Below are 24,695 nucleotides of genomic sequence, written 5' to 3'. Positions count from 1 at the left end.
ACAGTCGCACAGAACGCGAGTTTTGCCTGTAAATTGGCCGCGTTGGCCAATCGGTCCCATGCCTCCACGGCATCGGGGCTTCGAGGAAGCAACGCGGCGGAAGCACTGACCCGTACGCGTTGCGCACAGGTCCGGCTTTCGTCTCCACAAGTTACGTCGAACTACTGGAGAAGCAAAGGCATGACTGGCAACACCCCTCTCGTCCTCGCCATCGTCTGCGGCCTCGTGGCCGTAGCCTATGGTTTCTGGGCGCGCAGCTGGATTCTTTCGAAAGACCCGGGCAACGCCCGAATGCAGGAGATCGCAGCGGCCATCCAGACCGGCGCCGCGGCCTACCTCGCGAAGCAGTACCGCACCATCGCGATCGTTGGCGTGGTGCTGGCCATCCTGATCGGCGTCTTCCTGGACGTGACCACCGCGGTGGGCTTCATCATCGGCGCAGTGCTGTCGGGCGCTTGCGGGTTCATCGGCATGAACGTGTCGGTCCGGGCCAATGTGCGCACGGCGCAGGCCGCGACCCAAGGCATCGGCCCGGCGCTGGACGTGGCCTTCCGTGGCGGCGCCATCACCGGCATGCTGGTGGTCGGGCTGGGCCTTCTGGGCGTGTCGGGCTTCTACTGGTTCCTCGTGGGCAATGGCAACCTGACGCCGGACAAGAACCTGGCGACGCTGCTCAATCCGCTGATCGGCTTTGCCTTCGGCTCGTCGCTGATCTCGATCTTCGCGCGACTGGGCGGCGGCATCTTCACCAAGGGCGCCGACGTCGGCGCCGACCTCGTGGGCAAGGTCGAAGCGGGCATCCCCGAGGACGATCCGCGCAATCCGGCCGTGATCGCCGATAACGTGGGCGACAACGTCGGCGACTGCGCCGGCATGGCCGCCGACTTGTTCGAGACCTATGCGGTGACGCTGATCGCGACCATGGTGCTCGGCGCACTGATGGTGGCCGCGGCGCCGGTGAATGCGGTGCTGTATCCGCTGGCACTCGGCGGCGTGTCGATCATCGCGTCGATCATCGGCTGCTTCTTCGTCAAGGCTTCGCCAGGCATGGTCAACGTGATGCCGGCGCTCTACAAGGGCCTCGCCGTGGCGGGCATCCTGTCGCTGATCGCGTTCTGGTTCGTGACCAGTTGGCTGATTCCCGACAATGCCATTGCTCCTTCCGGCAGCCAGCTGAAGTTGTTCGGCGCCTGCTTCGTCGGTCTTGCGCTGACGGCGGCGCTGGTGTGGATCACGGAGTTCTATACGGGCACGCAATACTCACCGGTGCGTCACATTGCGCAGGCCTCGACCACGGGCCATGGCACCAACATCATTGCGGGCCTGGGCGTGTCGATGCGTTCCACGGCCTGGCCGGTGATCTGCGTTTGCATCGCGATCATGGCCTCGTACATGCTGGGGGGCCTCTACGGCATTGCCGTGGCGGCTACGGCGATGCTGAGCATGGCCGGCATCGTGGTCGCGCTCGACGCCTACGGCCCCATCACCGACAACGCCGGCGGCATCGCCGAGATGTCGGAACTGCCGGCCAGCGTGCGCGACATCACCGACCCGCTCGACGCCGTCGGCAATACCACCAAGGCCGTCACCAAGGGCTATGCCATCGGCTCGGCCGGGCTGGCGGCGCTGGTGCTCTTCGCCGACTACACGCACAAGCTCGAGAGCTTCGGGCTCAACATCAGCTTCAACCTGAGCGATCCGATGGTGATCGTGGGCCTCTTCATCGGCGGCCTGATCCCCTACCTCTTCGGCGCAATGGCGATGGAAGCCGTAGGTCGCGCAGCCGGTTCGGTGGTGGAGGAAGTTCGCCGCCAGTTCCGCGAGATCCCGGGGATCATGGAAGGCACCGGCAAGCCCGAGTACGGCCGTGCCGTGAGCATGCTGACCGGCGCGGCGATCAAGGAAATGATGATCCCGTCGCTGCTGCCCGTGGTGGTTCCGATCCTGGTCGGCCTGCTGCTGGGCCCCAAGGCTCTGGGCGGCCTGCTGATGGGCACCATCGTCACAGGCCTGTTCGTGGCGATCTCCATGTGCACGGGCGGCGGCGCGTGGGACAACGCCAAGAAGTACATCGAAGACGGCCATCACGGCGGCAAGGGCTCCGAGGCGCACAAGGCGGCCGTCACCGGCGACACCGTCGGCGACCCCTACAAGGACACGGCAGGCCCCGCGGTGAACCCGCTGATCAAGATCATCAACATCGTGGCGCTGCTGATCGTGCCCCTGGTGGTCAAGTTCCACGCTGGCGACGCAGGCGCGATGGCACCGCACGCCGCACCGCCCCCCGCGACCGCACCGGCTGCACCCGCAGCCCCGGCTGTCGTCCCGCCGGCACCCGCAGCGGCTACGCCCGCCGCAGTGCCGGTGGCGGCTGCCGACTCGGGACCCTCGATCAAGACCGAGGGTGGCGTCGTCAAGCTCTACTTCGCCACCAGCAGCGCTGAAGTCCCTGCGGGCTCCAGCGAGGCGCTGGTCGACATCGTGAAGGCCGTGCAAAGCGGCAATCGCGTGCTGGTGAGCGGCTTTCACGACGCCTCCGGCGACCCCGCGAAAAACGCCGAACTCGCCAAGCAGCGCGCGATGGCGGTCGGCGCGGCGCTCAAACTGGCCGGCGTGCCGGACGACAAGGTCGAACTGGCCAAGCCCGCGGAGACGACGGCTGGCGGACCGCCCGCGGAAGCCCGCCGGGTGGAAGTGAAAGTCCAATAGGGCATGCCTGCCGCGGCAACCCTTGCGCAGGAGTTCTTCTACGACCCCCCACAGATGTGAAGCCGGCCTAGCCGCGCGCTGCACTACCGCTTCATGGCCGCAAGCCCGCTTGCGGCTTTTTTTCGTGGACCAGATTGATCACCAACGCAGCGCAACCAGAGGCACAATCCGAAAATACACACCTTCGACTATTTGGCAACTCCCATGACCGACCTCGTCGTACGCCGCCTGCTGATCGATCTTCAGCCGCCCTTTGCGCGCGACTGGTGTGGCGGCGATGCCTTCGCCACCGCTTTCTTCAACGCGCTGTCGATGAGCTTTCCCTTCGGCGAGCAATTTTTCATCGACGCCGTGCGCCGCGCGCTTCAGAACACGAGTGCCGAGGTGCGGGAGAAGCATCAGGCGGAAGTGCGCGGTTTCATCGGACAGGAAGCGACGCATCGCCGGATTCACGCCCTCTTCAACGCGCATCTGGACAAGCAGGGGCTGGAAGACGGCTGGACGCCCCGTGCCACGCAGCGCATGCAAGCTCTGGCCGATGCAGACCCGCGTCACGCCGTCGCCATCACCGCCGCAACGGAACACTTCACCGCCATGTTCGCCGAATGGCTGCTGTCACATCCCCAGTTGCTGGACGGTGCCGAACCGCGGCTGAAGACCATGTGGCTCTGGCACAGCGCCGAAGAACTCGAACACAAGAACACGGCCTTCGACGTCTACCAGGCGATCGGCGGCTCGCACGAATGGCGCGTCCGCTGGTTCCGCCGGGTCACGCTGATCTTCCTGGGCGATCTGTTCAGGCAGACGACCGCCAACCTGCGCAAGGAAGGCGTGTTGTGGAAGCTCTCGACATGGCGCAGCGGGGCCCGCTTGCTGCTGGGCCGTGGCGGCTTGCTACGGGAAAGCTGGGCCACCTGGTGGCGCTATCTGCGGCGGGACTTTCACCCCTCGCAACAAGACAGCGCCGTGTCCCGGCGCTGGCTGGCTGAAAACACATCGCGGTTCGTGCGCGTGGACGCGCCGCCCACGAGCGTCGCGCTCAGTTCAGGCTGATGCCGTGCGTCGGCAGTGCGCCCTGCTCGGTGCGCAGGGGTACGCCCTGGAGCGTGTCGAAGTCGGACGGTGCCTCGGGCACGCGCATCTCTTCCAGTTCGTGCAGCGACGCGACCCAGCGTCCGGCAGCCGATTCGGCAGGCTCGTCGTTGGTAAATATGCCGTCGCGGATGTAGAAGGTCTCGCCGGCCGGCCGCTCCATATGCAACTCGATCAGGCGCGAAATCGGGAAGGTATAGGTGACCAGCTTTTCCTTCGTCTTGCGGTCCTTGGCCCCGCAATTGAAAAAGCCTTCGGCGGCAATGACGATGCACGAGCCTTCCACCGAACTGTCGATGTCGCCGCCACAGCGCCAGACGGCCGTGGGCATCCGGACGCGCACCTTGTCGATGACGAGATCTCGTTGCTTGTTGAGGGCATTGAGCGGAGGCACCAGCGAACGCAGTTGCCGCAGGCGCTCGGCAAAGTTGTCGTCCATGCAGAACTCGACATGGTGCGTCGCGCCGCCCGAGCGCTTGACGACCTGCATGATGACGTGACGTTGCGGGCTCACAGGGGCCGTCCTTTGGCGAGCAATCGACGGAGCCCCGGGCTTTGAAGGGTTGACGAATGAATTCGGATCATTGAATCGACCGTGAATTAGAACTTTGGTATTGACGCAATTATTCGCATCAATTGTTTCCAACTGTAGATCGAATTCCGCAGAATGGGTAGGCGGTACGAAGTACTAAATCCGGCGCTCCAGGTGCGCTTCGCGCCGCCAATTCGGCGACGCCGAACGGGGTCAGGCCCCCCCGGCTTCGACCAATTCGTCGAGCGCCTTGCAGGTCGGCGCGCAGACCGTTTGCGACTTGCCCAGTAGCTGCCGCGTCCGCATCTGCGATCGCACGCGGTGCTTGCCGCACATGAAGCAGGACATCGTCGCCCCGCTGAACGATGCCGAGGCGCGAAACGGTGATCCCGGCGCCTTGGCCTTGTAACGGAGGCCGTCCGCCACAACGGCCGTCTTGACCTCGGCTTTACTCATGGTCGGCTTCCGGTCCTGCGCCACGCATGGCGCGTTCAATCGCGGACTTGGCAGCCAATTCGGCCGACAAAGACGTATCCAGCGCCGAGCGGCAGAGCCCGGCAAATTGGTAATTCATGTTTTCGTACACCTCCGCGGCGGCGGGATAGGCATCCAGCAATTGGCCGAGTTGGGCGCCCGGCTCGACATCGCGAAATTCCTCCACCAGGTGCATCACGACGGAGCGATATTGCTCGGCGCCCATCGGCACGGCGCTGTGTTCGAGCCGCTCGAGGAGCTGGGCGAGCACATGCGTCACAGCGAGGTCTGTCTTGTGCGCAGGGGTTTGAGTAGCGTTCATGGGCAGCATGTGGGGCGATGAAGGTCAATTGCAAGGGGAAGCACGCAGTTGCACCAACCGGGGATTACAACAGCATTTCAGGAACGATCGGCGCAATCAGCTTGTTGTAGAAGCGCAAAAAGAAGCCCGACTCCGGCTCGACCGTCAGGATGATCTCCTTCTCTCCGTCGGTGCTAAGCCATTCGACCGCGCCGGTTTCCTTTGAGAGGCGCAGGCGGTAAGAGTTCTGCAACTTGCTGATGTTGATCACCCGGAGCATTTCCCGCGCGAGCTGCGGGCTGTCGACCACCACGCCCATTTCGGTGTTCTGCGTCGCCGAGCGCGGATCCAGGTTCATCGACCCGATGAAGATGCGCTGCCGGTCGATGGCCGCCGTCTTGGCATGCAGGCGGCCGAGCGAGGTGCCAAAGGAGCCGAAACGCTCGTTGGCCGTGGTCCGCGCTGGGCTCAATTCGTAGAGGTCCGCGCCGCTGAGGAGCAACCGCTGGCGATAGCGTACGTAGCCGGTATGCACCAGCGGCTCGTCGTTGGCGGCCAGCGAATTGGTGAGCAGCGTCAGCTTCACCTTGCGCCGGGAAAGATCGTCGAAGGCGGCCATCCCCTTCTCGCCCGGCACCAGGTAGGGCGACGTCAGGTCCACCTCTTTTTTTGCGTCGAGCAGCAGCTCCCAGACTTTCATGGTGACGCTGGTGGACAGCGCCTCGTCCGCAGTCATGTACTTGGGCTTGCTCGGCGGATCAGCGACGGCATGCGCCTCGCCCCACAGCAGCCCCATGCGCCCGGCGTCCAGCTCTTCGCTGATCGGACCATAGCCGAGGATGTCGGAGGGCGGCAGCTCGATCTTCGGTGGCATCGAACTCATCCCGATCCAGTTGTCGAAGTCTTCCGGCCCGGGCTTTCGACCGCCCTCGCCTCTCACGATCTCCTGGATCGGCCACACCTGCTCGGCGTTCCAGTAGGCGTCGAAGATCAGTTCGAGCTCCCTCACCACCTTGCCGACCACCAGCGCATCCATGTCGATGAAGTTCTGCGCCTCGCTGAGCACGAAATACTCGTCCGCAATGTTGCGGCCGCCCACCACGGCCATCGCGCCGTCAGCGATGAAAAGCTTGTTGTGCATGCGGTGGTTGAGCCGTGCGATCTCATGCGGCGACGCAGCGAAGCGCGACACGAAGCCATCACGCCCACAACAGAAGGGGTTGAAGAGCCGAACCTCCACATTCGGCGTCTGCGCGAGAGCGAGCAGCGGCTGCTGGCTCTTGGCGGTATAGAGGTCGTCCACCAGCAGACGCACCCTCACACCGCGCGCCGCAGCCTCGCGCAGTGCGCGCATCAGCAGCCTTCCGGTGGCATCGTTCTCGAGCTGGTAGTACTGGACGACCAGCGATACCTGCGCTCGCTTCGCCAACTGGATGCGTGCATCGAGCGAATACACGCCCAGCGGCATCAGGCGAAAGCCGGAATGCTCACCCGGCGGCGTTGAGTCGGCCACGATCTTCGCCAGCCGGGTCGCCGCGTCGGGCCGTGTCGCGACTTCGACCGGCCGCTCGGGCGCCACCGGAAGCGAACCGCAGGCGCCCAGCAACGCGATCGCGGCAAGCATCAGCACCCATCGCACCAGACGGGTCGCGACTGGTTTCATCTGGTGTTCCCCTCGTTGATCAGATTGATATACGCGCACGACGACGATTTGGTTTGGCCCGCGCCCGGTGCGACCTCCAGTCCTAGAATTCGAATCGCCGTCACCCGGGGTTACATCATGATGCTATCGATCTTCGCGCGCGCGACCGTGCTTGCATGGGCAGCGGCCATGGCGACACCCGCCCTCGCCGCGCTCGACATCGGCGACCCGGTGCCGAAGTTCACGGCCACGGCGGCGCTCGGCGGCAAGACCTTCCGCTATTCGCTCGCCGACGCACTCGCCAAGGGTCCAGTGGTCGTGTACTTTTTTCCCGCGGCGGATTCCAATGACTGCTCCATCGAGGCGCACGCCTTCGCGGAGGCGATCGACCAGTTCACCGCACTGGGCGCCACGGTCATCGGCGTTTCCGCAGACGACATCGACACGCTCGCCAAGTTCTCGGTCAAGGCGTGCCAAAGCCGCTTCCCCGTGGCGTCCGACCAGTCCAAGACGGTCATACAGGGCTTCGACGCGGTGATGCAGACGCGGCCCGATTTCGCCAACCGGCTCTCTTACGTGATCGCGCCCAATGGCAACGTCGCGTACTTCTATCAGAACCTGAACCCGGACAAGCACGTGGAGCGCATGCTGAACGCGATCCGCGCCTTGTCGAAGACAACCGCGACGCGTTAAGCCCCGATCGTCCCGGCAACGTGGCGGGAGGTCGCTAAGATTTCCCCCATGCAACTCAACTACATCGGCAACGAAAGCGTTGCCTCCTCGTCCGGCCGCACGCTGCCGGTGATCGACCCATCCGACGGTCAGACCTTCGACGAGCTGCAACGCAGCAATGCCGCCGACATCGATGCCGCCGTGCGCGCCGCGCGCCACTGCTTCGAGACGACCTGGCACAAGGTCAGCGCGGCCGATCGCGGCCGGCTGCTGTACCGGCTCTCGCAGAAGATCGCCGAGCACACCGACGAACTCGCCCTCATCGAGCAGCGCGACTGCGGCAAGCCCGTCAAGCAGGCCCGTGCCGATGCGCTGGCACTGGTACGGTACTTCGAGTTCTATGCCGGGGCCTGCGACAAGCTGCATGGCGAGACCATTCCCTACCAGGACGGCTACAGCGTCTTCACCTGGCGCGAGCCGCACGGCGTCACCGGCCACATCATTCCGTGGAACTACCCGATGCAGATCTTCGGGCGCAGCGTGGGCGGCGCGCTGGCTGCGGGCAACGTGTGCGTGGTCAAGCCATCGGAAGACGCCTGCCTCTCGCTGATCCGCGTGGCGCAATTGGCGGCAGAGGTCGGCTTTCCGCCCGGCGCGCTCAACATCGTGACCGGCTACGGCCATGAAGTCGGCGACTCACTCGCCCGGCACGAGGGCATCGACCACATCAGCTTCACCGGCAGTCCCAAGGTCGGCACGCTGATCCAGCAGGTCGCGGCCGAGCGACATTGCCCCGTCACGCTCGAACTTGGCGGCAAGAGCCCGCAAATCGTCTTTGCGGATGCCGACCTCGGTGCCGCCATCCCCGTGCTGATCAACGCGATCGTGCAGAACGCCGGACAGACCTGCTCCGCCGGCTCGCGCGTGCTGATCGAGCAGAGCATTTACGAGCCGCTGCTCGAACGCCTCGGCCATGCCTTCGAGGCGCTGCGTGTCGGCCCCGCGGCGATGGACCTGGACGTCGGTCCGCTCATCCGCCAGACGCAGCAGCAGCGCGTGTGGGACTTCCTGTCCGACGCCCAGGTCGCCGGCATTCCGATGGTGGCGACCGGCGTGGTGGTCGACGAAGCGCCCGAAACCGGCTTCTACCAGGCGCCCACGCTGCTGCGCGACGTGCCGGTGGACCACCGCCTTGCACAGGAGGAAGTGTTTGGCCCCGTCCTGGCCGCGATGTCGTTCTGCGACGAGGACGAGGCGGTAGAGCTCGCCAACGCCACGCAATTCGGCCTCGTCGCCGGCATTTGGACGAGCGACGGCGCGCGCCAGTTCCGCATGGCCAAGCGCGTGAAGAGTGGCCAGGTGTTCATCAACAACTACGGCGCGGGCGGCGGCGTCGAACTGCCCTTCGGCGGCGTCAAGTCCTCGGGCTATGGCCGCGAAAAGGGCTTCGAGGCGCTCTACGGGTTCACCACACTCAAGACGGTCGCCATCAAGCACGGCTGACCAGACACATCACATTCAAACGGAGACAATCAATGCGAGTCAAGGACAAATCCATCATCGTGACCGGTGCCGGCGGCGGCATCGGCGAAGGCATCGCGAAGCGGCTGGCGGCCGAGGGCGCGCAAGTGGTCGTGAACGACATCAACACGGCGCTCGGCGAACAGGTGGTCGAGGCGATCCTGCGCGCCGGCGGCCGTGCCTCCTTCTTCGCAGCCGACGTCACGAAGTCGGCCGAGGTCAAGGCACTGGTCGATGCCGCGATCGAGCGCCACGGCAAGCTCGACGTGATGGTCAACAACGCCGGCTGGACGCACCGCAACCGGCCGGCGCTCGAAGTGAGCGAGGACGAATTCGATCGCTGCTATTCGGTCAACGTGAAGAGCATCTACCTGTCGACCATCCATGCTGTGCCGGCATTCCGCGCCAATGGCGGCGGATCGTTCATCAACATCGCATCGACCGCCGGCGTGCGTCCGCGCCCTGGGCTCACCTGGTACAACGGCTCGAAGGGCGCGGTGATCACCACCAGCAAGTCGCTCGCCGCCGAACTCGGGCCAGACAACATTCGCGTGAACTGCATCAACCCGGTCTTCAACCCCGACACCGGGCTCGCTGCCGAATTTGCCGGCGGGCCGGTCACCGAGGAACGCAAGGCCAAGTTCCGCGCCACCATTCCGTTGGGCCGTTTCTCGACCGCGCTCGACGTTGCCAACGCGGCCCTCTACCTCGCGAGCGACGAGGCGTCGTTCATCAGCGGCGTCTGCATCGAGGTCGACGGCGCGCGCTGCGTGTAGCTGACGCTGCCGTGGTCATGTAACCCCGAATGGTCGTCCGAGCGGGCGATGGGTTAAATTGCTCCACCCCATGACCAAGCATGTCGTCCCTGTCTCCGAGATCGGCCGCGTCCGTCGCACGACGCCGTCGGCTGCAAGCGTGGTTCCGGCCACCGGCGCATTGCTCGACCGGCTGGCCCGCCCGCTGACCGACTTGCGCATCAGCGTGACCGACCGGTGCAACTTCCGCTGCAGCTATTGCATGCCCAAGGAAGTCTTCGACAAGGACTACGAGTACCTGCCCCACAGCGCGTTGCTGAGCTTCGAGGAAATCACGCGCCTTGCGCGCATTTTTGCGTCGCACGGCGTGCGCAAGATCCGCCTCACTGGCGGCGAACCGCTGTTGCGCAAGAACCTCGAGGTCCTGATCGAACAACTCGCCGCGCTGCGCACGCCTGACGGCCAGCCGCTGGACCTCACGCTGACCACCAATGGGTCACTTCTCAAACGCAAGGCCGCTGCACTCAAGGCCGCCGGTCTGCAGCGCGTGACCGTCAGCCTCGATGGCCTGGACGACACCGTGTTCCGCAGCATGAACGACGTCGACTTCCCGGTGGCCGAAGTGCTCGCGGGCATCGAGGCCGCGCACGCTGCCGGGCTCGGCCCGATCAAGGTCAACATGGTCGTCAAGCGCGGCACGAACGAGCAGGAAATCCTCCCGATGGCGCGGCACTTTCGCGGCACGGGCGTGGTGCTGCGCTTCATCGAATACATGGACGTCGGCGCGACCAATGGCTGGCGCATGGACGAAGTGCTGCCGTCGGCCGAGGTGATTCGTCGAATCGCCGGGGAATTCCCGCTCTCGCCGCTCGAGGCCAGCGCGCCCGGCGAAACGGCGCAGCGCTGGGCCTATGCGGACGGTGGCGGCGAGATCGGGGTGATCAGCAGCGTGACCCAGGCCTTCTGCCACGACTGCAGCAGGGCGCGCCTGTCGACGGAGGGCAAGCTCTATCTCTGCCTCTTCGCCAGCATGGGCCATGACCTGCGTCCGCTGCTGCGCGGCGGTGCCGACGATGCGCAGATCACGACCGAGATCGGCCATGTCTGGCAGGGGCGCTCCGACCGATATTCCGAGCTTCGCGCATTGCGCGAGCCCGATACCGATGCAGGCGCACCGCGCCGCGTCGAAATGAGCTACATCGGCGGATGAGCGCGTCGCACGCCATCGCCGCCAGCGACATCACCGGGCTCGTGCTCGCCGGCGGGCGCGGTTCGCGCATGGGCGGCGTCGACAAAGGCCTGCAGAATTTCAATGGAACACCGCTCGCCCTGAATGCAGTGCTGCGACTCGGCATGCAGGTCGGCGAGATGATGGTCAACGCCAACCGCAACCTGTCGGCCTACGAATCTTTCGGCGTACCGGTCTGGCCGGATGGCCTGGCGGACTATGCGGGCCCGCTCGCAGGCTTCCTGACCGGTCTGGAGCGCTGCGAAACACCCTATCTGCTGACTGTGCCGTGCGACACGCCGCTGTTCCCGTTCGACCTTGCCGGCCGTCTGGCGGATGCCCTTGTGGCTGACGGCGCCGAGATCGCCATGGTCAACGCGCAGGAAACCGCCGACGAACCCGGCGGCGCGACCGTGCTGCGTCCCCAACCCGTGTTCTGCCTCCTCAGCGCCACCCTGCTTGAAAGCCTGGTGCGCTTCACCCAGGGCGGTGGCCGCAAGATCGACAAGTGGACCGCGCAACACCGAACGGTGCTGGTGCCCTTCGACCGACCAGGCGACGCGCCCGATGCGTTCTACAACGCGAACACCCTGGCCGAACTCCACGCGCTCGAAGGCCAGCGCCCCTGATTTCTTCCCTCTCATGAGCCGCATTGCCGACATCGCCGCCGCATTGGCTGGCTACGACCCCAAGGCCCTCGGCGTCGATGCCGTGCAGGCCTTCCTGGCCCGCCTGGCCGAGCCCGCCATCGTCACCGAAAGCGAACGCATTGCGCTGCGCGACGCACTGGGCCGCGTGCTGGCGGAGGACGTCATTTCGCCGGTGAGCGTTCCCCCGCACGACAACTCGGCGATGGATGGATTTGCATTCGACGGCTCTTTGCTCGACGCAGCGCCTGCCGCCGATGACGCCTCGGTGAGCCTGCGCGTGGTCGGCACGGCCCTCGCCGGCGCTGCCTGGCGCGGCACGCTGGCTGCCGGAGACGCCGTGAAGATCATGACCGGCGCGATGATGCCGGCCGGTCTCGACACGGTCATTCCGCAGGAGTTCTGCCAGGTCGAAGGCGATGCTGTGCGTTTCCCCGCCAAAGCACTGCGCCGCGGCGACAACCGGCGGCTCGCTGGCGAAGACCTGATGCAAGGCAGGCCCGCATTGCAGCGGGGCGAAATCATCTCACCTGCGGCGCTGGGCATGGTCGCCAGCCTCGGGCTGCCGATGGTGCCGGTGATGCGCCGCCTGCGCGTCGCGTACTTCTCCACTGGAGACGAGATCCTGAGCCTGGGCGAGGTGCCGCGCGAAGGCGCGGTGTACGACAGCAACCGCTACACCGTCTTCGGGCTGCTCACGCGGCTGGGTTGCGAGGTGATCGACCTCGGACTGGTGCGCGACGACCCGGCAACGCTCGAATCCGCACTGCGCCGCGCCGCCAGCGAAGCCGACGCGATCATCACCAGTGGCGGCGTCAGCGTCGGTGAAGCCGACCACACCCGAGCCGTCATGCAGCGGCTCGGCGACATGGCGTTCTGGCGGGTCGCCATGCGGCCCGGTCGCCCCATGGCCGTCGGCCTCATTCCGACGGAAGGGGATGTGCGCGGACCTGCGGTGCTTTTCGGCCTTCCAGGCAACCCGGTTGCGGTGATGGTCACCTTCCTCGCCTTCGTGCGCCCCGCCCTGTTGCGGATGATGGGCTGCAACGCCACATGCTCCGCGCCGCCACCGTTGCTGCGCGCCACGAGCGTCGATCCGATCCGCAAGAAGCCCGGCCGCACCGAATACCAGCGCGGCCGCGTGCAGGCCGTGCCGGGGCAGTTGCCTATGGTGCGCATCGCCGGCAATCAGGGTTCCGGCGTGCTCAGTTCCATGGTCGAGGCGAACGGACTGGTCGTGCTGCACCACGAACAAGGCAGCGTGGCAGCGGGCGATTCCGTCGACGTGATGATGTTCGACGGTGTGGTGTAAGGTCGTCGACCCCGACCCCAGGAGTTGCGATGCTCGCAGCCAGAATCGAGTTGATGCAGCAGATGCCCATCTTCGGCGCCATCGGCGCTGAGACCATCGAGTTTTTGCTGGCGCCGGCACCGGTGGTCAAAGTCCCGGCGGGTGGTTTCTTCTTCCACGAGAACGATCCGGCCAGCGGAATGTACGTGCTCGAGAGCGGGCGCGTCACGGTCTCCAAGAGCTGGCAAGGCCACGACCTGCTCCTGCGGCGGCTCGGTCGGGGCGACTGCTTCGGCGAAATGGCCCTGCTGGATCTTTTCCCGCGCAGCGCCTCGGTCCGCGCCGCGGAAGATTGCAGCGCCATCGAACTCTCGTCGGCCAACCTTTATCGGCTGTTCGAGCGCGACGTCGAGCAGTTCGCGCTCATCCAAATGAACATCGGCCGCGAAATGAGCCGGCGCCTTCGGATCACGGACGACTTGCTGTTCCGGGCCAGCATGGGCGAATCGGTGGAGACGCCTGAGCGAATCTAGTGCGCCCCTGCGGACCGACCTCAGATCCGCCCCAACGCCCTCTCCACGCCCTTGTTGGCCAGCGCATCCGCCCGCTCGTTGCCCGGATCGCCCGAGTGCCCCTTTACCCAGCGCCATTCGATCTGGTGTCCGCCTTCCGCCACCAACTTGTCGAGTTGCTGCCACAGCTCGACGTTCTTGACCGGCTGTTTGGTCGAGGTGCGCCAGCCTTTGGCCTTCCAGCCGCGGATCCATTCGGTGATGCCCATGCGCACGTACTGGCTGTCCAGGTAGAGCGTGACCTTGCACGGGCGCTTGAGCGCGCCCAGCCCTTCGATGACCGCCTGCAGTTCCATGCGGTTGTTGGTGGTGTTGAGCTCGCCGCCGAAAAGCTCCTTCTCGGTGGCGCCCGACTTGAGCCATGCGCCCCAACCGCCTGGGCCGGGGTTTCCCTTGCAGGCGCCGTCGGTGTAGATCTGTACTTCGTTCAAAAACCGTTTCCTTTTTGCTATCGATGAGTGGTGTCGCGGTGCATCTTGCCTGCGATCGGGACGGGGGCGCTGGCACGCGAGGCGGCTCGGCGCCAATCGGCGCTCAGCAGCCGCAGGCCGCGCACCCGCTTGACCGCCACGAGAAAATAAACCGCGCCGAAAATGGGCCACCAGCGCTCGCCGGCCTTGTCGAACCAGCGGCAACGGTCCAGCCATGCCTCGCTGCGCACCGCCGGCCGGTAGACGCCGAAGCGTCCGGATTCGACCTCGAAGCTCAACAGCCGCAGCCAGTCGCGCATGCGCCGATAGCCGATGAAATCGCCGGCCTCCGGCAGGAAGAGCTCGCCGAATCCAAGCCGCCGGTACAGGTGTGCGCGACGCTGCCGCATGCCCCAAAGGCTCGCGGGATTCAGGCCAGATATGACGACGCGGCCTTCAGGCACCAGCACCCGCTCGACCTCGCGCAGCGTTGCATGCGGATCGGGGCTGAGTTCGAGAGTGTGCGGCAGCACGACCAGGTCGAGGCTGTTGGCGGGAAAAGGCAAGGCCGAGAAATCGGTTACGAGCGCGCTCCGCCCCGGCATCGCGGGGTCGGACAAGGCCAGCCAGCGATGCGGCATGCGGTTGGTCCGAAGCCCCTCGACCTCGGCCAGGCCCAACTGCAACGCGTGATACCCGAACACGTCGGCCACCGCCTGGTCGAACTGCGCCTGCTCCCAGTCCAGCAGATAGCGGCCTGGGGGGGTCTCGAACCAATCATGCAAACCTATAATTTGACCGCTCATGACCCTCGTTCCGCTGCCTGCCTTTGCCGACAACTACATCTGGATGCTGCAGGACGGGCGCAACGCGATCGTGGTCGACCCAGGGGATGCCAAGCCGGTGTTTGATGCACTCGAGCGCGGCAATCTGCAACTGGCCGCGATTCTAGTCACGCACCATCACGCCGATCACACGGGTGGCGTGGCAGCGTTGCACGAAGCCACCGGCGCGCCGGTCTTCGGCCCTGCCCGCGAGCGCATTCCGGAGCCCTACGCACGCCTGTCGCACGGCGACCATGCCGACGTGCTCGGCCTGCGCTTCGATGTGATCGACGTGCCCGGCCATACGGCTGGCCATATCGCGTACTTTCTGCCGGCCGGTCCGCACAATGCGGCAGCGGGCGATCTCGCCCCTCTGGTCTTTTGCGGGGACACGCTGTTCTCGGGCGGCTGCGGCCGCCTTTTCGAAGGCACGCCCGCGCAAATGCTGGCCTCGCTCGACGCGCTCGCCGCGCTGCCAGGTAACACGCGCGTATGCTGCACCCACGAATACACACTTGCTAACCTGAGATTCGCGCGCGCGGTGGAACCGGGCAACGCCGATCTCGCTCAGTACATGACGCGGTGCGAAGCACTGCGCGCGCGCGGCGAACCGACGCTGCCTTCGCAGCTATCGACCGAGCGCCTCATCAATCCCTTTCTCCGCAGCCGCGAAGCCACTGTCAGTCGAGCGGTCTACGCTCACGCCGGCCTGTCAGTACAGGCCGCGGAGACCGAGGTGTTCGCCGCGCTGCGCCAATGGAAAAACGACTTTCGATGAAATTTATCGTTGCCGCCTGCCTTGCGGGCTCCCTCTTCCTCGCAGGCTGCGCCACCGGTACGGGTTCCTCGCCCAGCACGGACACGTCGAACGCTGCGTCAAGCAGCGCGGCCCCGGTGTATCCGGGCGGTGCGCTGACGCCCATCACCTCGGGCGACACGAAGTCGCGCGCCGTCGTGACACTCGCCCCGCCCACCGACATGTGGGACCGCATCCGCCGCGGCTTCAAGATGCCCAACCTCGATAGCGATCTCGTGCGTGACCGCGAGCAGTGGTATGCGAGCCGGCCCGACTACATGCAGCGCATGACCGAGCGCTCGAGCCGCTACATCTTCCACATCGTCGAGGAACTCGAACGTCGCGACATGCCGACCGAGATCGCGCTGCTCCCGTACATCGAAAGTGCCTTCAATCCGCAGGCGGTGTCCAGCGCACGCGCGGCGGGCATGTGGCAATTCATGCCGGCGACCGGCACCGACTTCGACCTCAAGCAGAATATTTTCCGCGACGACCGGCGCGACGTGGTCGCCTCCACGCGCGCTGCACTCGACTACCTGCAGAAGCTCTACGGCATGTTCGGCGACTGGCAACTGGCGCTTGCAGCGTACAACTGGGGCGAAGGCAACGTAGGCCGCGCCATCGCCAAGAACCAGCGCGCCGGCCTGCCGGCCACCTACACCGACCTCTCGATGCCGGCCGAAACGCGGATGTACGTGCCCAAGCTGCAGGCGGTCAAGAACATCGTCGCGAATCCGGAGCGCTTCAACGCCGATCTGCCGCTCATCGCCAACCACCCCTACTTTCAGACCGTCGCGCTCAAGCGCGACCTCGATGTGACACTGGCGGCCAAGCTGGCGGACGTGAAGATCGAGGACTTCCGCGCACTCAACCCCTCGGCGCACAAGCCGGTGTTGCTCGCCGCAGGCACGCCGGAAATCCTGCTGCCGTGGGACAACGCCGCCGTCTTCCAGCGCAACTTCGAAGCCTATTCGCAAGGCCAATACGCGAGCTGGACCGCCTGGACCGTGCCCACGACCATGACCGTTGCCGATGCAGCCCAGCGCTCCGGCATGAGCGAAGTCGACCTTCGTGCGATCAACAGCGTGCCACCCCGGATGCTCATCAAGGCGGGCTCGACGCTCATCGTGCCGCGCAGCGCACGCGTGCAGGAAGACGTCGCGGCGGTGGTCGCGGACACCGGTCAGCTGAGCTTCCAGCCCGAGATCGTCACACGCCGCACGGTGGTGAAGGCCGGCCGAACGGACAGCGTCGCGAGCATCGCCCGCCGCTACAAGCTGAGTCCGGCGAGCGTCGCCGAGTGGAATGACGTCAAGCAGACCCATTCCTTCCAGAAGGGCTTCAACGTGGTGGTGTACCTCCCGGTCAGGGCCGCGCGCTCGATGAGCGTCGGGACGGGCGCGACGCACGCGCGTGGGGCGCCAGTTCTCAAGAGCACGAGCGTCGTATCGAAGAGCACGCCCACCAAGGTCTCCAAGAGCTCGACCACCCAGGTCGCGCGCGAACAGCGCGGCGGCACGCCGTCGAAGAAGAAGCGCTGAAGCAAGGCCGGCGGCCGGCGTCGGGGCCGGCCTCAGAGCTTCTCGGTTTCTCCACTGCGCGGCTGCCACTTCATGAGGCGCTTTTCGAGGACTCCGACGATGCCGTCGAGTACGAGCGCAAACGCCGTCAGCACCACGATGCCCGCGAACACGGTGTTGACGTCGAAGGTGCCCTCCGCCTGCAGGATCAGGTAGCCGACCCCGCGCGCCGACCCCAGGTACTCGCCCACCACTGCGCCTACGAAGGCCAGACCGACCGAGGTGTGCAGGCTCGAGAACACCCAACTGGTCGCGCTCGGCAGGTACACCGTGCGCAGCAACTGCCGCTGGTTCGCGCCGAGCATGCGTGCATTGGCCAACACCACCGGACTCACCTCTCGCACGCCCTGGTACACGTTGAAGAAGACGATGAAGAACACCAGGGTGACTGCGAGCGCTACCTTGCTCCAAATGCCAAGGCCGAACCACAGCGCGAAGATCGGCGCCAGGATCACTCGGGGCATCGAATTTGCGGCCTTGATATAGGGATCGAAGACCAGGCTCGCTGTCGGCGCCAATGCGAGCCAGAGGCCGCAGGCGAGTCCCAGCAACGTACCGATCACGAAAGCCAGCACGGTTTCGAGCAGCGTCGTTCCGAGGTGGCGGTAGATGTCGGCATTGCCAGGCAGGCCATCGGGAAACAACGGATTCGGCGGGATGGCGACCGGCATGAACCAGCTCCAGATGCGCCCGGCGACCTGGATCGGCTCGCCCAGAAAGAACGCGAACTGCTGATTGCGAGACGCCACGTGCCAAGCCACCAGCAGCGCGATGAGGACCGTGATCTGCCAGAAGCGCGCATTGCTTTCGCTCGGCCGAAAGCTCATTTCACGCCGCCTTCCTGAGTTGCTGCGCGTAGCCTTCCAATACTTCGTCACGCAGCACGTTCCATATCTGCGTATGCAGTTCGACAAAGCGCGGGTGCGTGCGGACCTCGGCCACGTCGCGCGGCCGTGCGAGGTCGATGGCGAACTCGCCGATCGGACGGGTCGCCGGGCCGGCAGAGAGGACCACGACGCGGTCGCTCATGGCGATGGCCTCATCGAGATCGTGCGTGATGAAAAGCACCGCCTTCTTCTTCGCGGCCCACAGATCCAGCACCTCGTTCTCCATCAACTGCCGCGTCTGGATGTCCAGGGCGCTGAAGGGCTCGTCCATGAGGATGATGTCCGGGTCCAGGGCCAGCACCTGCGCGAGCGCCGTTCGCTTGCGCATGCCGCCGGAGAGCTGGTGCGGATAACGGTCGCCGAAGCCGCGAAGCCCGACCCGGGCAAGCCATTCTTCCGCCTGCGCGCGCGCCTGCGCATCGGGGACGCCACGGTACTGCAGGCCCACCATCACGTTGTCCAGCGCGCTGCGCCATGGCATCAGGGCTTCCGTCTGGAACATGTAGCCGGCGCGCGTGTTGATGCCGGCGAGCGATTGCCCGAATACCTTGATCTCCCCTGACGACGGCTCCAGCAGCCCAGCGCCCACATTGAGCAGCGTCGATTTGCCGCAGCCCGTGGGCCCGACCACCGATACGAACTCGCCATCGCGGATGCGCAGCGTGGTGCCGGAGACGGCGGTGAAGCGCTGGCTGTGATCGTCCTTCGAGCGGAAGGTGCAGCTGATGTCGAGAAGTTCGAGCGCGTAGTCGGCCATGGCGTTGCAAGAAAAAACCCGGCCGGAGCCGGGTTGCGGGACGTCGAGGTCAGGCTTTGAACCTGTCCTTGGCGCGGCGCGCAAAATCGTTGGTGTAGAGCTTCGACAGGTCGATCTTTTCGGGCTTGACCGTGGGATCGAAGCTCGCGATCGCGGTGAGCGCGGTCTTCGGCCCCTCGGCCGGCACCAGCCCGTCGGTCGCGATCGCTTCGCGCACCTTGTCGAAGGAAGCGAGGTACAGCGCACGGTCTCCCAGCAGGTAGGTTTCCGGCACCGTCTTGATGATGTCGCCCGGCCCCGCCGTCTGCAGCCACTTGAGGCCGTGCACGATGGCATTGGCCATGGCCTGGCACGTGTTCGGATGCTTCTGGATGAATTCCGAGGACGCATAGAGACAGGCAGCTGGCATGAGTCCGCCAAATACCTCCTGCGTGCCCTTGAGCGTGCGGGTGTCGCTGATGATCTTCACGTCGCCCTTCTGCTCGAGCATCGTCATCACCGGGTCGGTGTTGCTGATCGCGTCGATCTGCCCCGAGCGCAGCGCCGTCAGCGCGCCGGCGGCAACGCCCACGCCGATGTAGCTCACATCGCTGGCCTTCAGACCGCCGCGCGAGAGCACGAGATTGGCGACCATGTTGGTGGATGAGCCAGGCGCCGACACGCCGATCTTCTTGCCCTTGAGATCGGCGATGTTCATGTAGCCCGGCATGTTCTTCGTCGAGACGCCGATCGCGATCTGCGGTGCCCGGCCCTGGAGCACGAAGGCCTGGAAGTACTGGTTCTTCGCCTGCAGATTGATGGTGTGTTCGAAAGCACCCGAGCAGACGTCTGCAGAACCGCCCACGACCGCCTGCAGTGCGCGTGCGCCACCAGCGAAGTCGGAGATCTCGACATCAAGTCCCTCGTCCTTGAAATAGCCGAGTTGCTCGGAGATGGTGAGCGGCAGGTAATAGAACGCCGCCTTGCCGCCAACTGCAATCGATACCTTGGACTTTTCCAGCTTCGGCTGCCCATAGACCAGAGGCGCCCCGATGGCGGCGGCTCCCAGCGCAGCGGCAACGGTGAAGGTACGGCGATTGAGCATGAGTAACGCCCGCAGGCCCTTTGTTCGAATAATTCGAATCGAGCTTAGGGGCGCACTTCTGCGCCTGCATCGGGAACATCCCGTGCGGGTTTTTACGTAAACATGAAGACTGCTATCGCCCTGCGAACAGCAGCGCGATATTGACGAGGAACGCGAGTGCCCAGACTGCACTTCGCGCAGCGCCAACGCCTGCGATATAGAACGCGATATAGAGAATGCGCAGCGCCACGTAGGCTGCCGCCAGCAGATCTATGTCTTCCTGCGCCGCACCGAGTTGATGCGCAATGATGACCGCCCCGATGAAGAAAGGCAGGCCCTCGAAGCCGTTGGCCTGCGAAGCATAGGCCCGCGCGCGCCAGCCGGACTGGCGCCCACCCCACTCGCGCGGCCTCTCGTTGTCGCTCAGGCTGAAGGCGCCGGCCTTCGCGATGTACGACGACACGTAGGGCAGCGATACCGCGATCAGCACGCACCAGTAGGCCCATGTCAGGGGTGGCAGATGCATGACGTCTCCTCGCCCGGGTTGCTCATCAGCGCCGATCGACCAGCGCGTGCGCGATGGTGCCGAGATCGACATATTCGAGTTCACTGCCGGCCGGAACGCCACGCGCCAGCCGCGTCACAGTCAGGCCGCGCTGCCTGAGCGCCTCGCCGATCACATGAGCCGTGGCTTCGCCCTCGGCAGTGAAATTGGTGGCGAGGATGACTTCACTGACGGTACCGTCGAGCGCGCGCTCGAACAGCTTCGCGAGGCCGATGTCCTTCGGCCCGATGCCGTCGAGCGGACTGAGCTTCCCCATGAGCACGAAGTAGTAGCCGCGAAACGCACCGGTGCGTTCGAGCGCCGCCTGGTCGGCCGGCGTCTCGACCACGCAGAGCTTGCTGCCGTCGCGTCGCGCGTCCTGGCACACGCTGCAGATCGGCGCCTCGGTGAAGGTGTTGCAACGCTCGCAATGCCGCACATTGTTCGCAGCCTGCTCCAACGCGCGCGCCAGCATCTGCGTGCCGGCGCGATCGTGTTGCAGCAGATGGAAGGCCATGCGCGAGGCCGATTTCGCACCGACGCCGGGCAGGCGCCGCAGTGCTTCGACCAGCGCATCGAGCGAGCTGGAATCAGCCATTCAGGCCAGACGGCGCATCAGAACGGCAGCTTCATGCCGGGGGGCAGCCCGGGCATGCCCGCGGTCAGCTTGCCCATCTTCTGCTCGCTGGTTTCCTCGGCCTTGCGCACCGCAGCGTTGAAAGCAGCGGCCACCAGGTCCTCGAGCATGTCCTTGTCGTCGGCCAGCAGGCTGGGGTCAATCGTGATGCGCTTGACGTCGTGCTTGCACGTCATCACGACCTTCACGAGTCCGGCACCCGATTCGCCTTCGACCTCGATGGTGGCGAGTTCTTCCTGCGCCTTCTTGAGGTTGTCCTGCATTGCCTGCGCCTGCTTCATGAGGCCGGCCAGTTGTCCTTTGTTGAACATCGTTGGTCCTGTCGATCGTTAATGAGAATGAATGAATGAAACTAGGCCGGGCGAAGCGTACCCGGAACGATTCGCGCGTCCCAGTCACGCATCATCGACTGCACTTCGGGATCGTTGCGAATCGCCTCCTCGGCCACGCGCTGACGCTCGTCCGCCGCGTGCTTGTTGCGGCGCGCCGGGCTGTCGACGACAGCACCGATCTCGATGGCGATTTTCACGCCATGGCCAAGGGTTGCGAGCGCAGCCTGCAGCTTCTCCCGACTGCTCGTCTGGTTGAGCGATTCGCGCTCCACGCGCAGTAGCCACTGATCGACGTCGCGCGCCACCAATTGGGATTGAAGTGCGAGTTCGCGCGACAACGCCGCAATGGACTCGGCCGCGACCAATTGCGTGACCGTTGCGTGCCAGAAGTCGCCCTCCTCGCTCGGCTGGATCGGCGCAGAGATGGCAACGGATTCACCTTCTCGCGCGCCAGGCGGCGGTTGCACGCGGACCTGCATGGCGACCACTTTCGTGGCGACGGGTGTGGCATCGGCGGCAGGCGCGCGCCTCGGCGGTGCCGAGGCGGCCAGCGAAGGCGCATCCACGACCGGCAACCGATGCCCCGGTGGTGCGGTCGACGCGACGACCGGCCCCATCGAATCGGTTGGCGCGGCTGACGGCCGCACCAGCTCCGCAGGCACGGCACTCGGCGATTCCACCACGGGCCGCCGAGCTTCATTCAGAGTTTTTTTTTCCGCGCCGGCCGCGCCGGAGGGCTTGAACGCCAGCAGGCGCAGCAGCACCATCGTGAGCGCCGCGTATTCGTCGGGCGCGAGCCCCAGTTCGCCGCGGCCGTGGAGGCAGAGGCTGTAGAGCAACTGCGTTTCGTCCGCGGGCATCGATGCAGCGAGCCGCGCCGTTTCAGCTGTCTCGGGATCCGCACTGCTGACCGCTTCCGCGCGCGAGGGCACGGCCTGCAACACCGCCATGCCTTGCAGCACAGTGGTCATTTCCTCGAGGGTGGACGCGGCCGACAAACCATCCCGGCGCAGCCCCTCGGAGGTGTCGACCACCGTCTTGCCGTCGCCCTGCGCCAGCGCCTCGATGAGGCGATAGACGTGTCCGCGATCGACGCTGCCCAGCATTTGCCGCACGCCGCTCTCCAGCAGTTCGCCGTTGCCGAAGGCGATCGCCTGGTCGGTCAACGACAGCGCATCGCGCATCGAGCCGCGCGCGGCGCGTGCGATCAGGCGCAGCGCGAGCGGCTCGGCCGGCACGGTTTCCGTCTGCAGGACGCGGGTGAGGTGTTCGAGAACGGTTTCGGGCGCCATGGGCCGCAGGTTGAACTGCAGACAGCGCGAGAGCACGGTGACCGGCACCTTCTGCGGATCGGTCGTGGCCAGCACGAACTTGAGGTATTCGGGCGGCTCTTCCAGAGTCTTCAGCATGGCGTTGAATGCGTGGCCTGTGAGCATGTGCACTTCGTCGATCATGAAGACCTTGAAGCGGCCCTGCACCGGCTTGTAAACCGCCTGCTCCAGCAGCGCCTGCACCTCGTCGACGCCGCGGTTCGATGCCGCGTCCAACTCGGTGTAGTCGACGAAACGGCCCGCATCGATGTCCCTGCACGCCTGGCATATGCCGCACGGCGTGGCAGTGATTCCACCCTGCCCATCGGGCCCCTGGCAGTTGAGCGACTTCGCGAGGATGCGCGACACCGTGGTCTTGCCGACGCCGCGTGTCCCGGTGAAAAGATAGGCGTGGTGCAGCCGTTGCGACGTGAGCGCGTTTTCGAGCGCTTGGACGACATGCTCCTGGCCCACCATCTCGCTGAAGGTTTTGGGACGGTGTTTGCGAGCGAGCACGAGATAGGCCATCAGCGCATTTTAGGGGGGTGCCGGACCCGCCTCCCGCGCCAGCCTAGGCCATCTTGCAGATGGAATTCGCGCACCCCGCGCCTAGCATGAAAACACCATCGAGGAGACCGATATGCCCACCGCGCCACGCAAAAAGGCCGCCGGCACCGCCGCGGCCAGGAATTCCAGGCAGGCCGGCAATCCAGGCGCACGCCGCTATTGCGTGCAGCCCGTGCAGCCGGTGCGCAAGTTCGACCCCAGCGTGGCGCCAGGCCGCGCCAGTGCCATCATGTCCGCTAGCAAGAAATGGGTGAACGGCACGCAACTCACCTACTACTGCTTCAAGCGTGGCGATGCCGTGCCCGCGGCATGGCAAGGCAGCACGGCCGACATCGCCGTCGTCAACAGTTCGTTCGAGGCCTGGGCCAAGCTGGGTATCGGCATCAGCTTCCGCAAGGTGGATGCGCCCGAAGACGCCATCGTGCGAATCGGCTTCGACCAGCAGGACGGCTCGTGGTCCTATGTGGGACGCGACGTACTCGGCACCCGATCGCCGCAGGAACGCACGATGAATTTCGGCTGGCCGCTGACGACCGACTACGGACACGACACGGCTTTGCACGAGATCGGCCACACCATCGCACTCGAACACGAGCACCAGAACCCGAATGCCGGCATCACCTGGAATCGGAGTGCCGTGATCGCCTATTTCTCGGGCCCGCCCAACAACTGGGACCCGTCGCAGATCGAATGGAACATCCTGCGCAAAATTCCGACCTCGCAGATCAAAGGCACAACGTGGGATCCGGATTCGGTCATGGAATACCAGTTCGACGCCGGGCTCATCGAAGCCCCGGCGAAGTACACGGCCGGGCTCACGCCCAAGGGGGGACTCTCCTATGCCGACAAGGCCTGGGTCGTCGAGTCCTATCCCGGTGTGCGGGCGCCCAGCACCTCCACGCTGAAGGTCGGGCTCTCGCAACTGCTCAAGCTCAAGCCGGGCGAAACCCGCACCTTCGACTTCTTGCCGACGCGCACCCGTACTTACAACATCGGGACCTTCGGAACCTCCGACACGGTGATGGTGCTGTTCGAGGTCACGCCTTCGGGCAACGTGCAGATCGCGGGTGCCGACGACAGCGGCACCGACCTCAACGCCAAGGTCAGCATGCGGCTGCAGAAGGGGCGGCACTATCAGGTTGGCGTGCGTCTGTACTACGCCGATGCGGCACTTGAAACCTCGCTGATGGCTTGGTGAAGCGAGGGGTCGCCTGGAGTCGCCTACAATCGTCAGTTGACGGGCCTCCCCGCATGGTGAAGTGGCCAACCGGGTCAGGTGGGGAACCAAGCAGCCCTAACTGCGTAGTCAGTGCCGGGGGTAAGGCTCGTCAACCCCACAATCCAGAAGCCGTGAGTTTTCGATAGCTCACGCGCATCCCGCGGGGCCAGGCGCCCCGACCAGTTCTCATTGCTCGCGCATTCCAGCCGGGCTGTCGAGCGGGCCAAAATACTGTATTTAAATACAGTGATTCAAGTAGAATTCGTCGTCCCCAAGAACAACATCGAGGCGACACATGACCCCTTTCATCCCCCCAATGGCCGCTGCGCGGGT

25 protein-coding genes and 1 other RNA gene are annotated in these 24,695 nt (G+C 65.3%); 13 read left to right on the top strand and 13 right to left on the bottom strand.

The features are described from left to right. Nucleotides 1-180: 180 nt before the first annotated feature. Both QTI04_RS11085 and QTI04_RS11080 read left to right on the top strand, forming a co-directional pair. Nucleotides 181-2,709 carry a sodium-translocating pyrophosphatase gene (locus QTI04_RS11085; protein WP_286615650.1) on the top strand — a complete coding sequence of 843 codons (2,529 nt, stop codon included), beginning with the start codon at nucleotides 181-183 and terminating at the stop codon, nucleotides 2,707-2,709. A 204-nt stretch (nucleotides 2,710-2,913) separates the two neighbouring features. After that, nucleotides 2,914-3,762 carry a metal-dependent hydrolase gene (locus QTI04_RS11080; RefSeq protein WP_286615648.1) on the top strand — a complete coding sequence of 283 codons (849 nt, stop codon included), beginning with the start codon at nucleotides 2,914-2,916 and terminating at the stop codon, nucleotides 3,760-3,762. Here QTI04_RS11080 and QTI04_RS11075 read toward each other — a convergent pair. The 4 genes from QTI04_RS11075 to QTI04_RS11060 all read right to left on the bottom strand — a co-directional run bounded on the left by QTI04_RS11075 (nucleotide 3,749) and on the right by QTI04_RS11060 (nucleotide 6,771). Beyond that, complete coding sequence (locus QTI04_RS11075) at nucleotides 3,749-4,315, bottom strand: hypothetical protein (RefSeq protein WP_286565992.1); 567 nt, start codon at nucleotides 4,313-4,315, stop codon at nucleotides 3,749-3,751. The two genes, QTI04_RS11080 and QTI04_RS11075, sit on opposite strands and share 14 nt — an antisense overlap. A gap of 231 nt (nucleotides 4,316-4,546) precedes the next feature. Then, on the bottom strand, nucleotides 4,547-4,789 hold the full coding sequence (locus tag QTI04_RS11070) for a hypothetical protein (RefSeq protein WP_286598524.1): 243 nt from the start codon (nucleotides 4,787-4,789) through the stop codon (nucleotides 4,547-4,549). Beyond that, a complete protein-coding gene (locus QTI04_RS11065; protein ID WP_286615647.1) occupies nucleotides 4,782-5,129 on the bottom strand; it encodes a hypothetical protein in 348 nt (115 codons plus the stop codon). The genes QTI04_RS11070 and QTI04_RS11065 overlap by 8 nt, the downstream gene beginning before the upstream one ends. 64 nt (nucleotides 5,130-5,193) lie before the next feature. Further along, complete coding sequence (locus tag QTI04_RS11060) at nucleotides 5,194-6,771, bottom strand: phospholipase D family protein (protein WP_286598525.1); 1,578 nt, start codon at nucleotides 6,769-6,771, stop codon at nucleotides 5,194-5,196. A gap of 117 nt (nucleotides 6,772-6,888) precedes the next feature. Between QTI04_RS11060 and QTI04_RS11055 the strand changes: the two genes are divergently transcribed. From QTI04_RS11055 to QTI04_RS11025, 7 genes are all read left to right on the top strand, one after another. Further along, entirely contained in the window at nucleotides 6,889-7,443 is a 555-nt protein-coding gene (locus QTI04_RS11055) for a peroxiredoxin (protein WP_286615645.1), read from the top strand. Between the two features lie 48 nt (nucleotides 7,444-7,491). Next, nucleotides 7,492-8,925: an aldehyde dehydrogenase family protein gene (locus QTI04_RS11050; protein ID WP_286615644.1), complete on the top strand. Its 1,434-nt coding sequence runs from the start codon at nucleotides 7,492-7,494 to the stop codon at nucleotides 8,923-8,925. Nucleotides 8,926-8,957: 32 nt separating this feature from the next. Next, nucleotides 8,958-9,719, top strand: coding sequence for an SDR family oxidoreductase (locus tag QTI04_RS11045; RefSeq protein WP_286598529.1), 762 nt, complete (start codon nucleotides 8,958-8,960; stop codon nucleotides 9,717-9,719). A 70-nt stretch (nucleotides 9,720-9,789) separates the two neighbouring features. After that, nucleotides 9,790-10,908 carry a GTP 3',8-cyclase MoaA gene (gene moaA, locus QTI04_RS11040; protein WP_286598530.1) on the top strand — a complete coding sequence of 373 codons (1,119 nt, stop codon included), beginning with the start codon at nucleotides 9,790-9,792 and terminating at the stop codon, nucleotides 10,906-10,908. Next, nucleotides 10,905-11,555, top strand: coding sequence for a molybdenum cofactor guanylyltransferase MobA (mobA, locus tag QTI04_RS11035; protein ID WP_286598531.1), 651 nt, complete (start codon nucleotides 10,905-10,907; stop codon nucleotides 11,553-11,555). Before moaA ends, mobA begins: the two co-directional genes overlap by 4 nt. Nucleotides 11,556-11,568: 13 nt before the next feature. After that, nucleotides 11,569-12,885: a gephyrin-like molybdotransferase Glp gene (gene glp / locus QTI04_RS11030; protein WP_286598532.1), complete on the top strand. Its 1,317-nt coding sequence runs from the start codon at nucleotides 11,569-11,571 to the stop codon at nucleotides 12,883-12,885. Between the two features lie 29 nt (nucleotides 12,886-12,914). Continuing rightward, on the top strand, nucleotides 12,915-13,397 hold the full coding sequence (locus QTI04_RS11025; protein ID WP_286598533.1) for a Crp/Fnr family transcriptional regulator: 483 nt from the start codon (nucleotides 12,915-12,917) through the stop codon (nucleotides 13,395-13,397). Nucleotides 13,398-13,417: 20 nt separating this feature from the next. On the opposite strand, the gene rnhA is transcribed toward QTI04_RS11025, so the two are convergent. Continuing rightward, on the bottom strand, nucleotides 13,418-13,867 hold the full coding sequence (rnhA, locus tag QTI04_RS11020; RefSeq protein ID WP_286598535.1) for a ribonuclease HI: 450 nt from the start codon (nucleotides 13,865-13,867) through the stop codon (nucleotides 13,418-13,420). A 17-nt stretch (nucleotides 13,868-13,884) separates the two neighbouring features. Next, complete coding sequence (locus tag QTI04_RS11015) at nucleotides 13,885-14,652, bottom strand: class I SAM-dependent methyltransferase (RefSeq protein ID WP_286615643.1); 768 nt, start codon at nucleotides 14,650-14,652, stop codon at nucleotides 13,885-13,887. Here QTI04_RS11015 and gloB point away from each other — a divergent pair. Next, nucleotides 14,651-15,448 carry a hydroxyacylglutathione hydrolase gene (gene gloB, locus QTI04_RS11010; protein WP_286615641.1) on the top strand — a complete coding sequence of 266 codons (798 nt, stop codon included), beginning with the start codon at nucleotides 14,651-14,653 and terminating at the stop codon, nucleotides 15,446-15,448. The two genes, QTI04_RS11015 and gloB, sit on opposite strands and share 2 nt — an antisense overlap. Beyond that, on the top strand, nucleotides 15,445-17,007 hold the full coding sequence (locus QTI04_RS11005) for a transglycosylase SLT domain-containing protein (RefSeq protein WP_286615640.1): 1,563 nt from the start codon (nucleotides 15,445-15,447) through the stop codon (nucleotides 17,005-17,007). Before gloB ends, QTI04_RS11005 begins: the two co-directional genes overlap by 4 nt. A 32-nt stretch (nucleotides 17,008-17,039) precedes the next feature. On the opposite strand, the gene QTI04_RS11000 is transcribed toward QTI04_RS11005, so the two are convergent. The 7 genes from QTI04_RS11000 to dnaX all read right to left on the bottom strand — a co-directional run bounded on the left by QTI04_RS11000 (nucleotide 17,040) and on the right by dnaX (nucleotide 23,104). Beyond that, nucleotides 17,040-17,873, bottom strand: coding sequence for an ABC transporter permease (locus QTI04_RS11000; protein ID WP_286598542.1), 834 nt, complete (start codon nucleotides 17,871-17,873; stop codon nucleotides 17,040-17,042). A 1-nt stretch (nucleotide 17,874) separates the two neighbouring features. Beyond that, nucleotides 17,875-18,690 carry an ABC transporter ATP-binding protein gene (locus tag QTI04_RS10995; RefSeq protein WP_286615638.1) on the bottom strand — a complete coding sequence of 272 codons (816 nt, stop codon included), beginning with the start codon at nucleotides 18,688-18,690 and terminating at the stop codon, nucleotides 17,875-17,877. Between the two features lie 49 nt (nucleotides 18,691-18,739). Then, nucleotides 18,740-19,774, bottom strand: coding sequence for an ABC transporter substrate-binding protein (locus tag QTI04_RS10990; protein ID WP_286598546.1), 1,035 nt, complete (start codon nucleotides 19,772-19,774; stop codon nucleotides 18,740-18,742). A gap of 112 nt (nucleotides 19,775-19,886) precedes the next feature. Next, nucleotides 19,887-20,279, bottom strand: a complete 393-nt coding sequence (locus QTI04_RS10985; RefSeq protein ID WP_286615636.1) for an MAPEG family protein — start codon at nucleotides 20,277-20,279, stop codon at nucleotides 19,887-19,889. Nucleotides 20,280-20,304: 25 nt separating this feature from the next. Beyond that, the gene (gene recR, locus QTI04_RS10980) at nucleotides 20,305-20,895 is read right to left on the bottom strand and encodes a recombination mediator RecR (RefSeq protein ID WP_286598550.1); all 591 of its coding nucleotides are present in this window, start codon (nucleotides 20,893-20,895) and stop codon (nucleotides 20,305-20,307) included. A 17-nt stretch (nucleotides 20,896-20,912) separates the two neighbouring features. After that, nucleotides 20,913-21,245, bottom strand: a complete 333-nt coding sequence (locus QTI04_RS10975; protein ID WP_012747441.1) for a YbaB/EbfC family nucleoid-associated protein — start codon at nucleotides 21,243-21,245, stop codon at nucleotides 20,913-20,915. Between the two features lie 41 nt (nucleotides 21,246-21,286). After that, complete coding sequence (gene dnaX, locus QTI04_RS10970) at nucleotides 21,287-23,104, bottom strand: DNA polymerase III subunit gamma/tau (RefSeq protein WP_286615634.1); 1,818 nt, start codon at nucleotides 23,102-23,104, stop codon at nucleotides 21,287-21,289. 112 nt (nucleotides 23,105-23,216) lie between these two features. Here dnaX and QTI04_RS10965 point away from each other — a divergent pair, with 112 nt between their 5' ends. Then, nucleotides 23,217-24,341, top strand: a complete 1,125-nt coding sequence (locus QTI04_RS10965) for a hypothetical protein (RefSeq protein WP_286615633.1) — start codon at nucleotides 23,217-23,219, stop codon at nucleotides 24,339-24,341. A gap of 38 nt (nucleotides 24,342-24,379) precedes the next feature. After that, an RNA gene (gene ffs / locus QTI04_RS10960) (signal recognition particle sRNA small type) lies at nucleotides 24,380-24,476 on the top strand. The last annotated feature ends 219 nt before the right edge of the window (nucleotides 24,477-24,695 follow it).

Origin of the sequence: Variovorax sp. J22R115, assembly GCF_030317005.1 — a bacterium.
Lineage (GTDB): Bacteria > Pseudomonadota > Gammaproteobacteria > Burkholderiales > Burkholderiaceae_C > Variovorax.
Note: the sequence above shows the minus strand (reverse complement) of the source record. Positions and strands in the feature narration are given on the sequence as shown.

Coding starts and splice junctions, on each gene's coding strand:
- QTI04_RS11005 (WP_286615640.1), top strand. CDS start 15,445: ATGAAATTTATCGTTGCCGCCTGCCTTGCGGGCTCCCTCTTCCTCGCA.
- QTI04_RS10985 (WP_286615636.1), bottom strand. CDS start 20,279: ATGCATCTGCCACCCCTGACATGGGCCTACTGGTGCGTGCTGATCGCG.
- QTI04_RS11000 (WP_286598542.1), bottom strand. CDS start 17,873: ATGAGCTTTCGGCCGAGCGAAAGCAATGCGCGCTTCTGGCAGATCACG.
- QTI04_RS11050 (WP_286615644.1), top strand. CDS start 7,492: ATGCAACTCAACTACATCGGCAACGAAAGCGTTGCCTCCTCGTCCGGC.
- QTI04_RS11080 (WP_286615648.1), top strand. CDS start 2,914: ATGACCGACCTCGTCGTACGCCGCCTGCTGATCGATCTTCAGCCGCCC.
- QTI04_RS11055 (WP_286615645.1), top strand. CDS start 6,889: ATGATGCTATCGATCTTCGCGCGCGCGACCGTGCTTGCATGGGCAGCG.
- QTI04_RS11015 (WP_286615643.1), bottom strand. CDS start 14,652: ATGAGCGGTCAAATTATAGGTTTGCATGATTGGTTCGAGACCCCCCCA.
- QTI04_RS11060 (WP_286598525.1), bottom strand. CDS start 6,771: ATGAAACCAGTCGCGACCCGTCTGGTGCGATGGGTGCTGATGCTTGCC.
- QTI04_RS10975 (WP_012747441.1), bottom strand. CDS start 21,245: ATGTTCAACAAAGGACAACTGGCCGGCCTCATGAAGCAGGCGCAGGCA.
- QTI04_RS10990 (WP_286598546.1), bottom strand. CDS start 19,774: ATGCTCAATCGCCGTACCTTCACCGTTGCCGCTGCGCTGGGAGCCGCC.
- QTI04_RS11085 (WP_286615650.1), top strand. CDS start 181: ATGACTGGCAACACCCCTCTCGTCCTCGCCATCGTCTGCGGCCTCGTG.
- QTI04_RS11070 (WP_286598524.1), bottom strand. CDS start 4,789: ATGAGTAAAGCCGAGGTCAAGACGGCCGTTGTGGCGGACGGCCTCCGT.
- QTI04_RS11025 (WP_286598533.1), top strand. CDS start 12,915: ATGCTCGCAGCCAGAATCGAGTTGATGCAGCAGATGCCCATCTTCGGC.
- gloB (WP_286615641.1), top strand. CDS start 14,651: ATGACCCTCGTTCCGCTGCCTGCCTTTGCCGACAACTACATCTGGATG.
- mobA (WP_286598531.1), top strand. CDS start 10,905: ATGAGCGCGTCGCACGCCATCGCCGCCAGCGACATCACCGGGCTCGTG.
- QTI04_RS10995 (WP_286615638.1), bottom strand. CDS start 18,690: ATGGCCGACTACGCGCTCGAACTTCTCGACATCAGCTGCACCTTCCGC.
- dnaX (WP_286615634.1), bottom strand. CDS start 23,104: ATGGCCTATCTCGTGCTCGCTCGCAAACACCGTCCCAAAACCTTCAGC.
- QTI04_RS11045 (WP_286598529.1), top strand. CDS start 8,958: ATGCGAGTCAAGGACAAATCCATCATCGTGACCGGTGCCGGCGGCGGC.
- recR (WP_286598550.1), bottom strand. CDS start 20,895: ATGGCTGATTCCAGCTCGCTCGATGCGCTGGTCGAAGCACTGCGGCGC.
- moaA (WP_286598530.1), top strand. CDS start 9,790: ATGACCAAGCATGTCGTCCCTGTCTCCGAGATCGGCCGCGTCCGTCGC.
- QTI04_RS10965 (WP_286615633.1), top strand. CDS start 23,217: ATGCCCACCGCGCCACGCAAAAAGGCCGCCGGCACCGCCGCGGCCAGG.
- glp (WP_286598532.1), top strand. CDS start 11,569: ATGAGCCGCATTGCCGACATCGCCGCCGCATTGGCTGGCTACGACCCC.
- QTI04_RS11065 (WP_286615647.1), bottom strand. CDS start 5,129: ATGAACGCTACTCAAACCCCTGCGCACAAGACAGACCTCGCTGTGACG.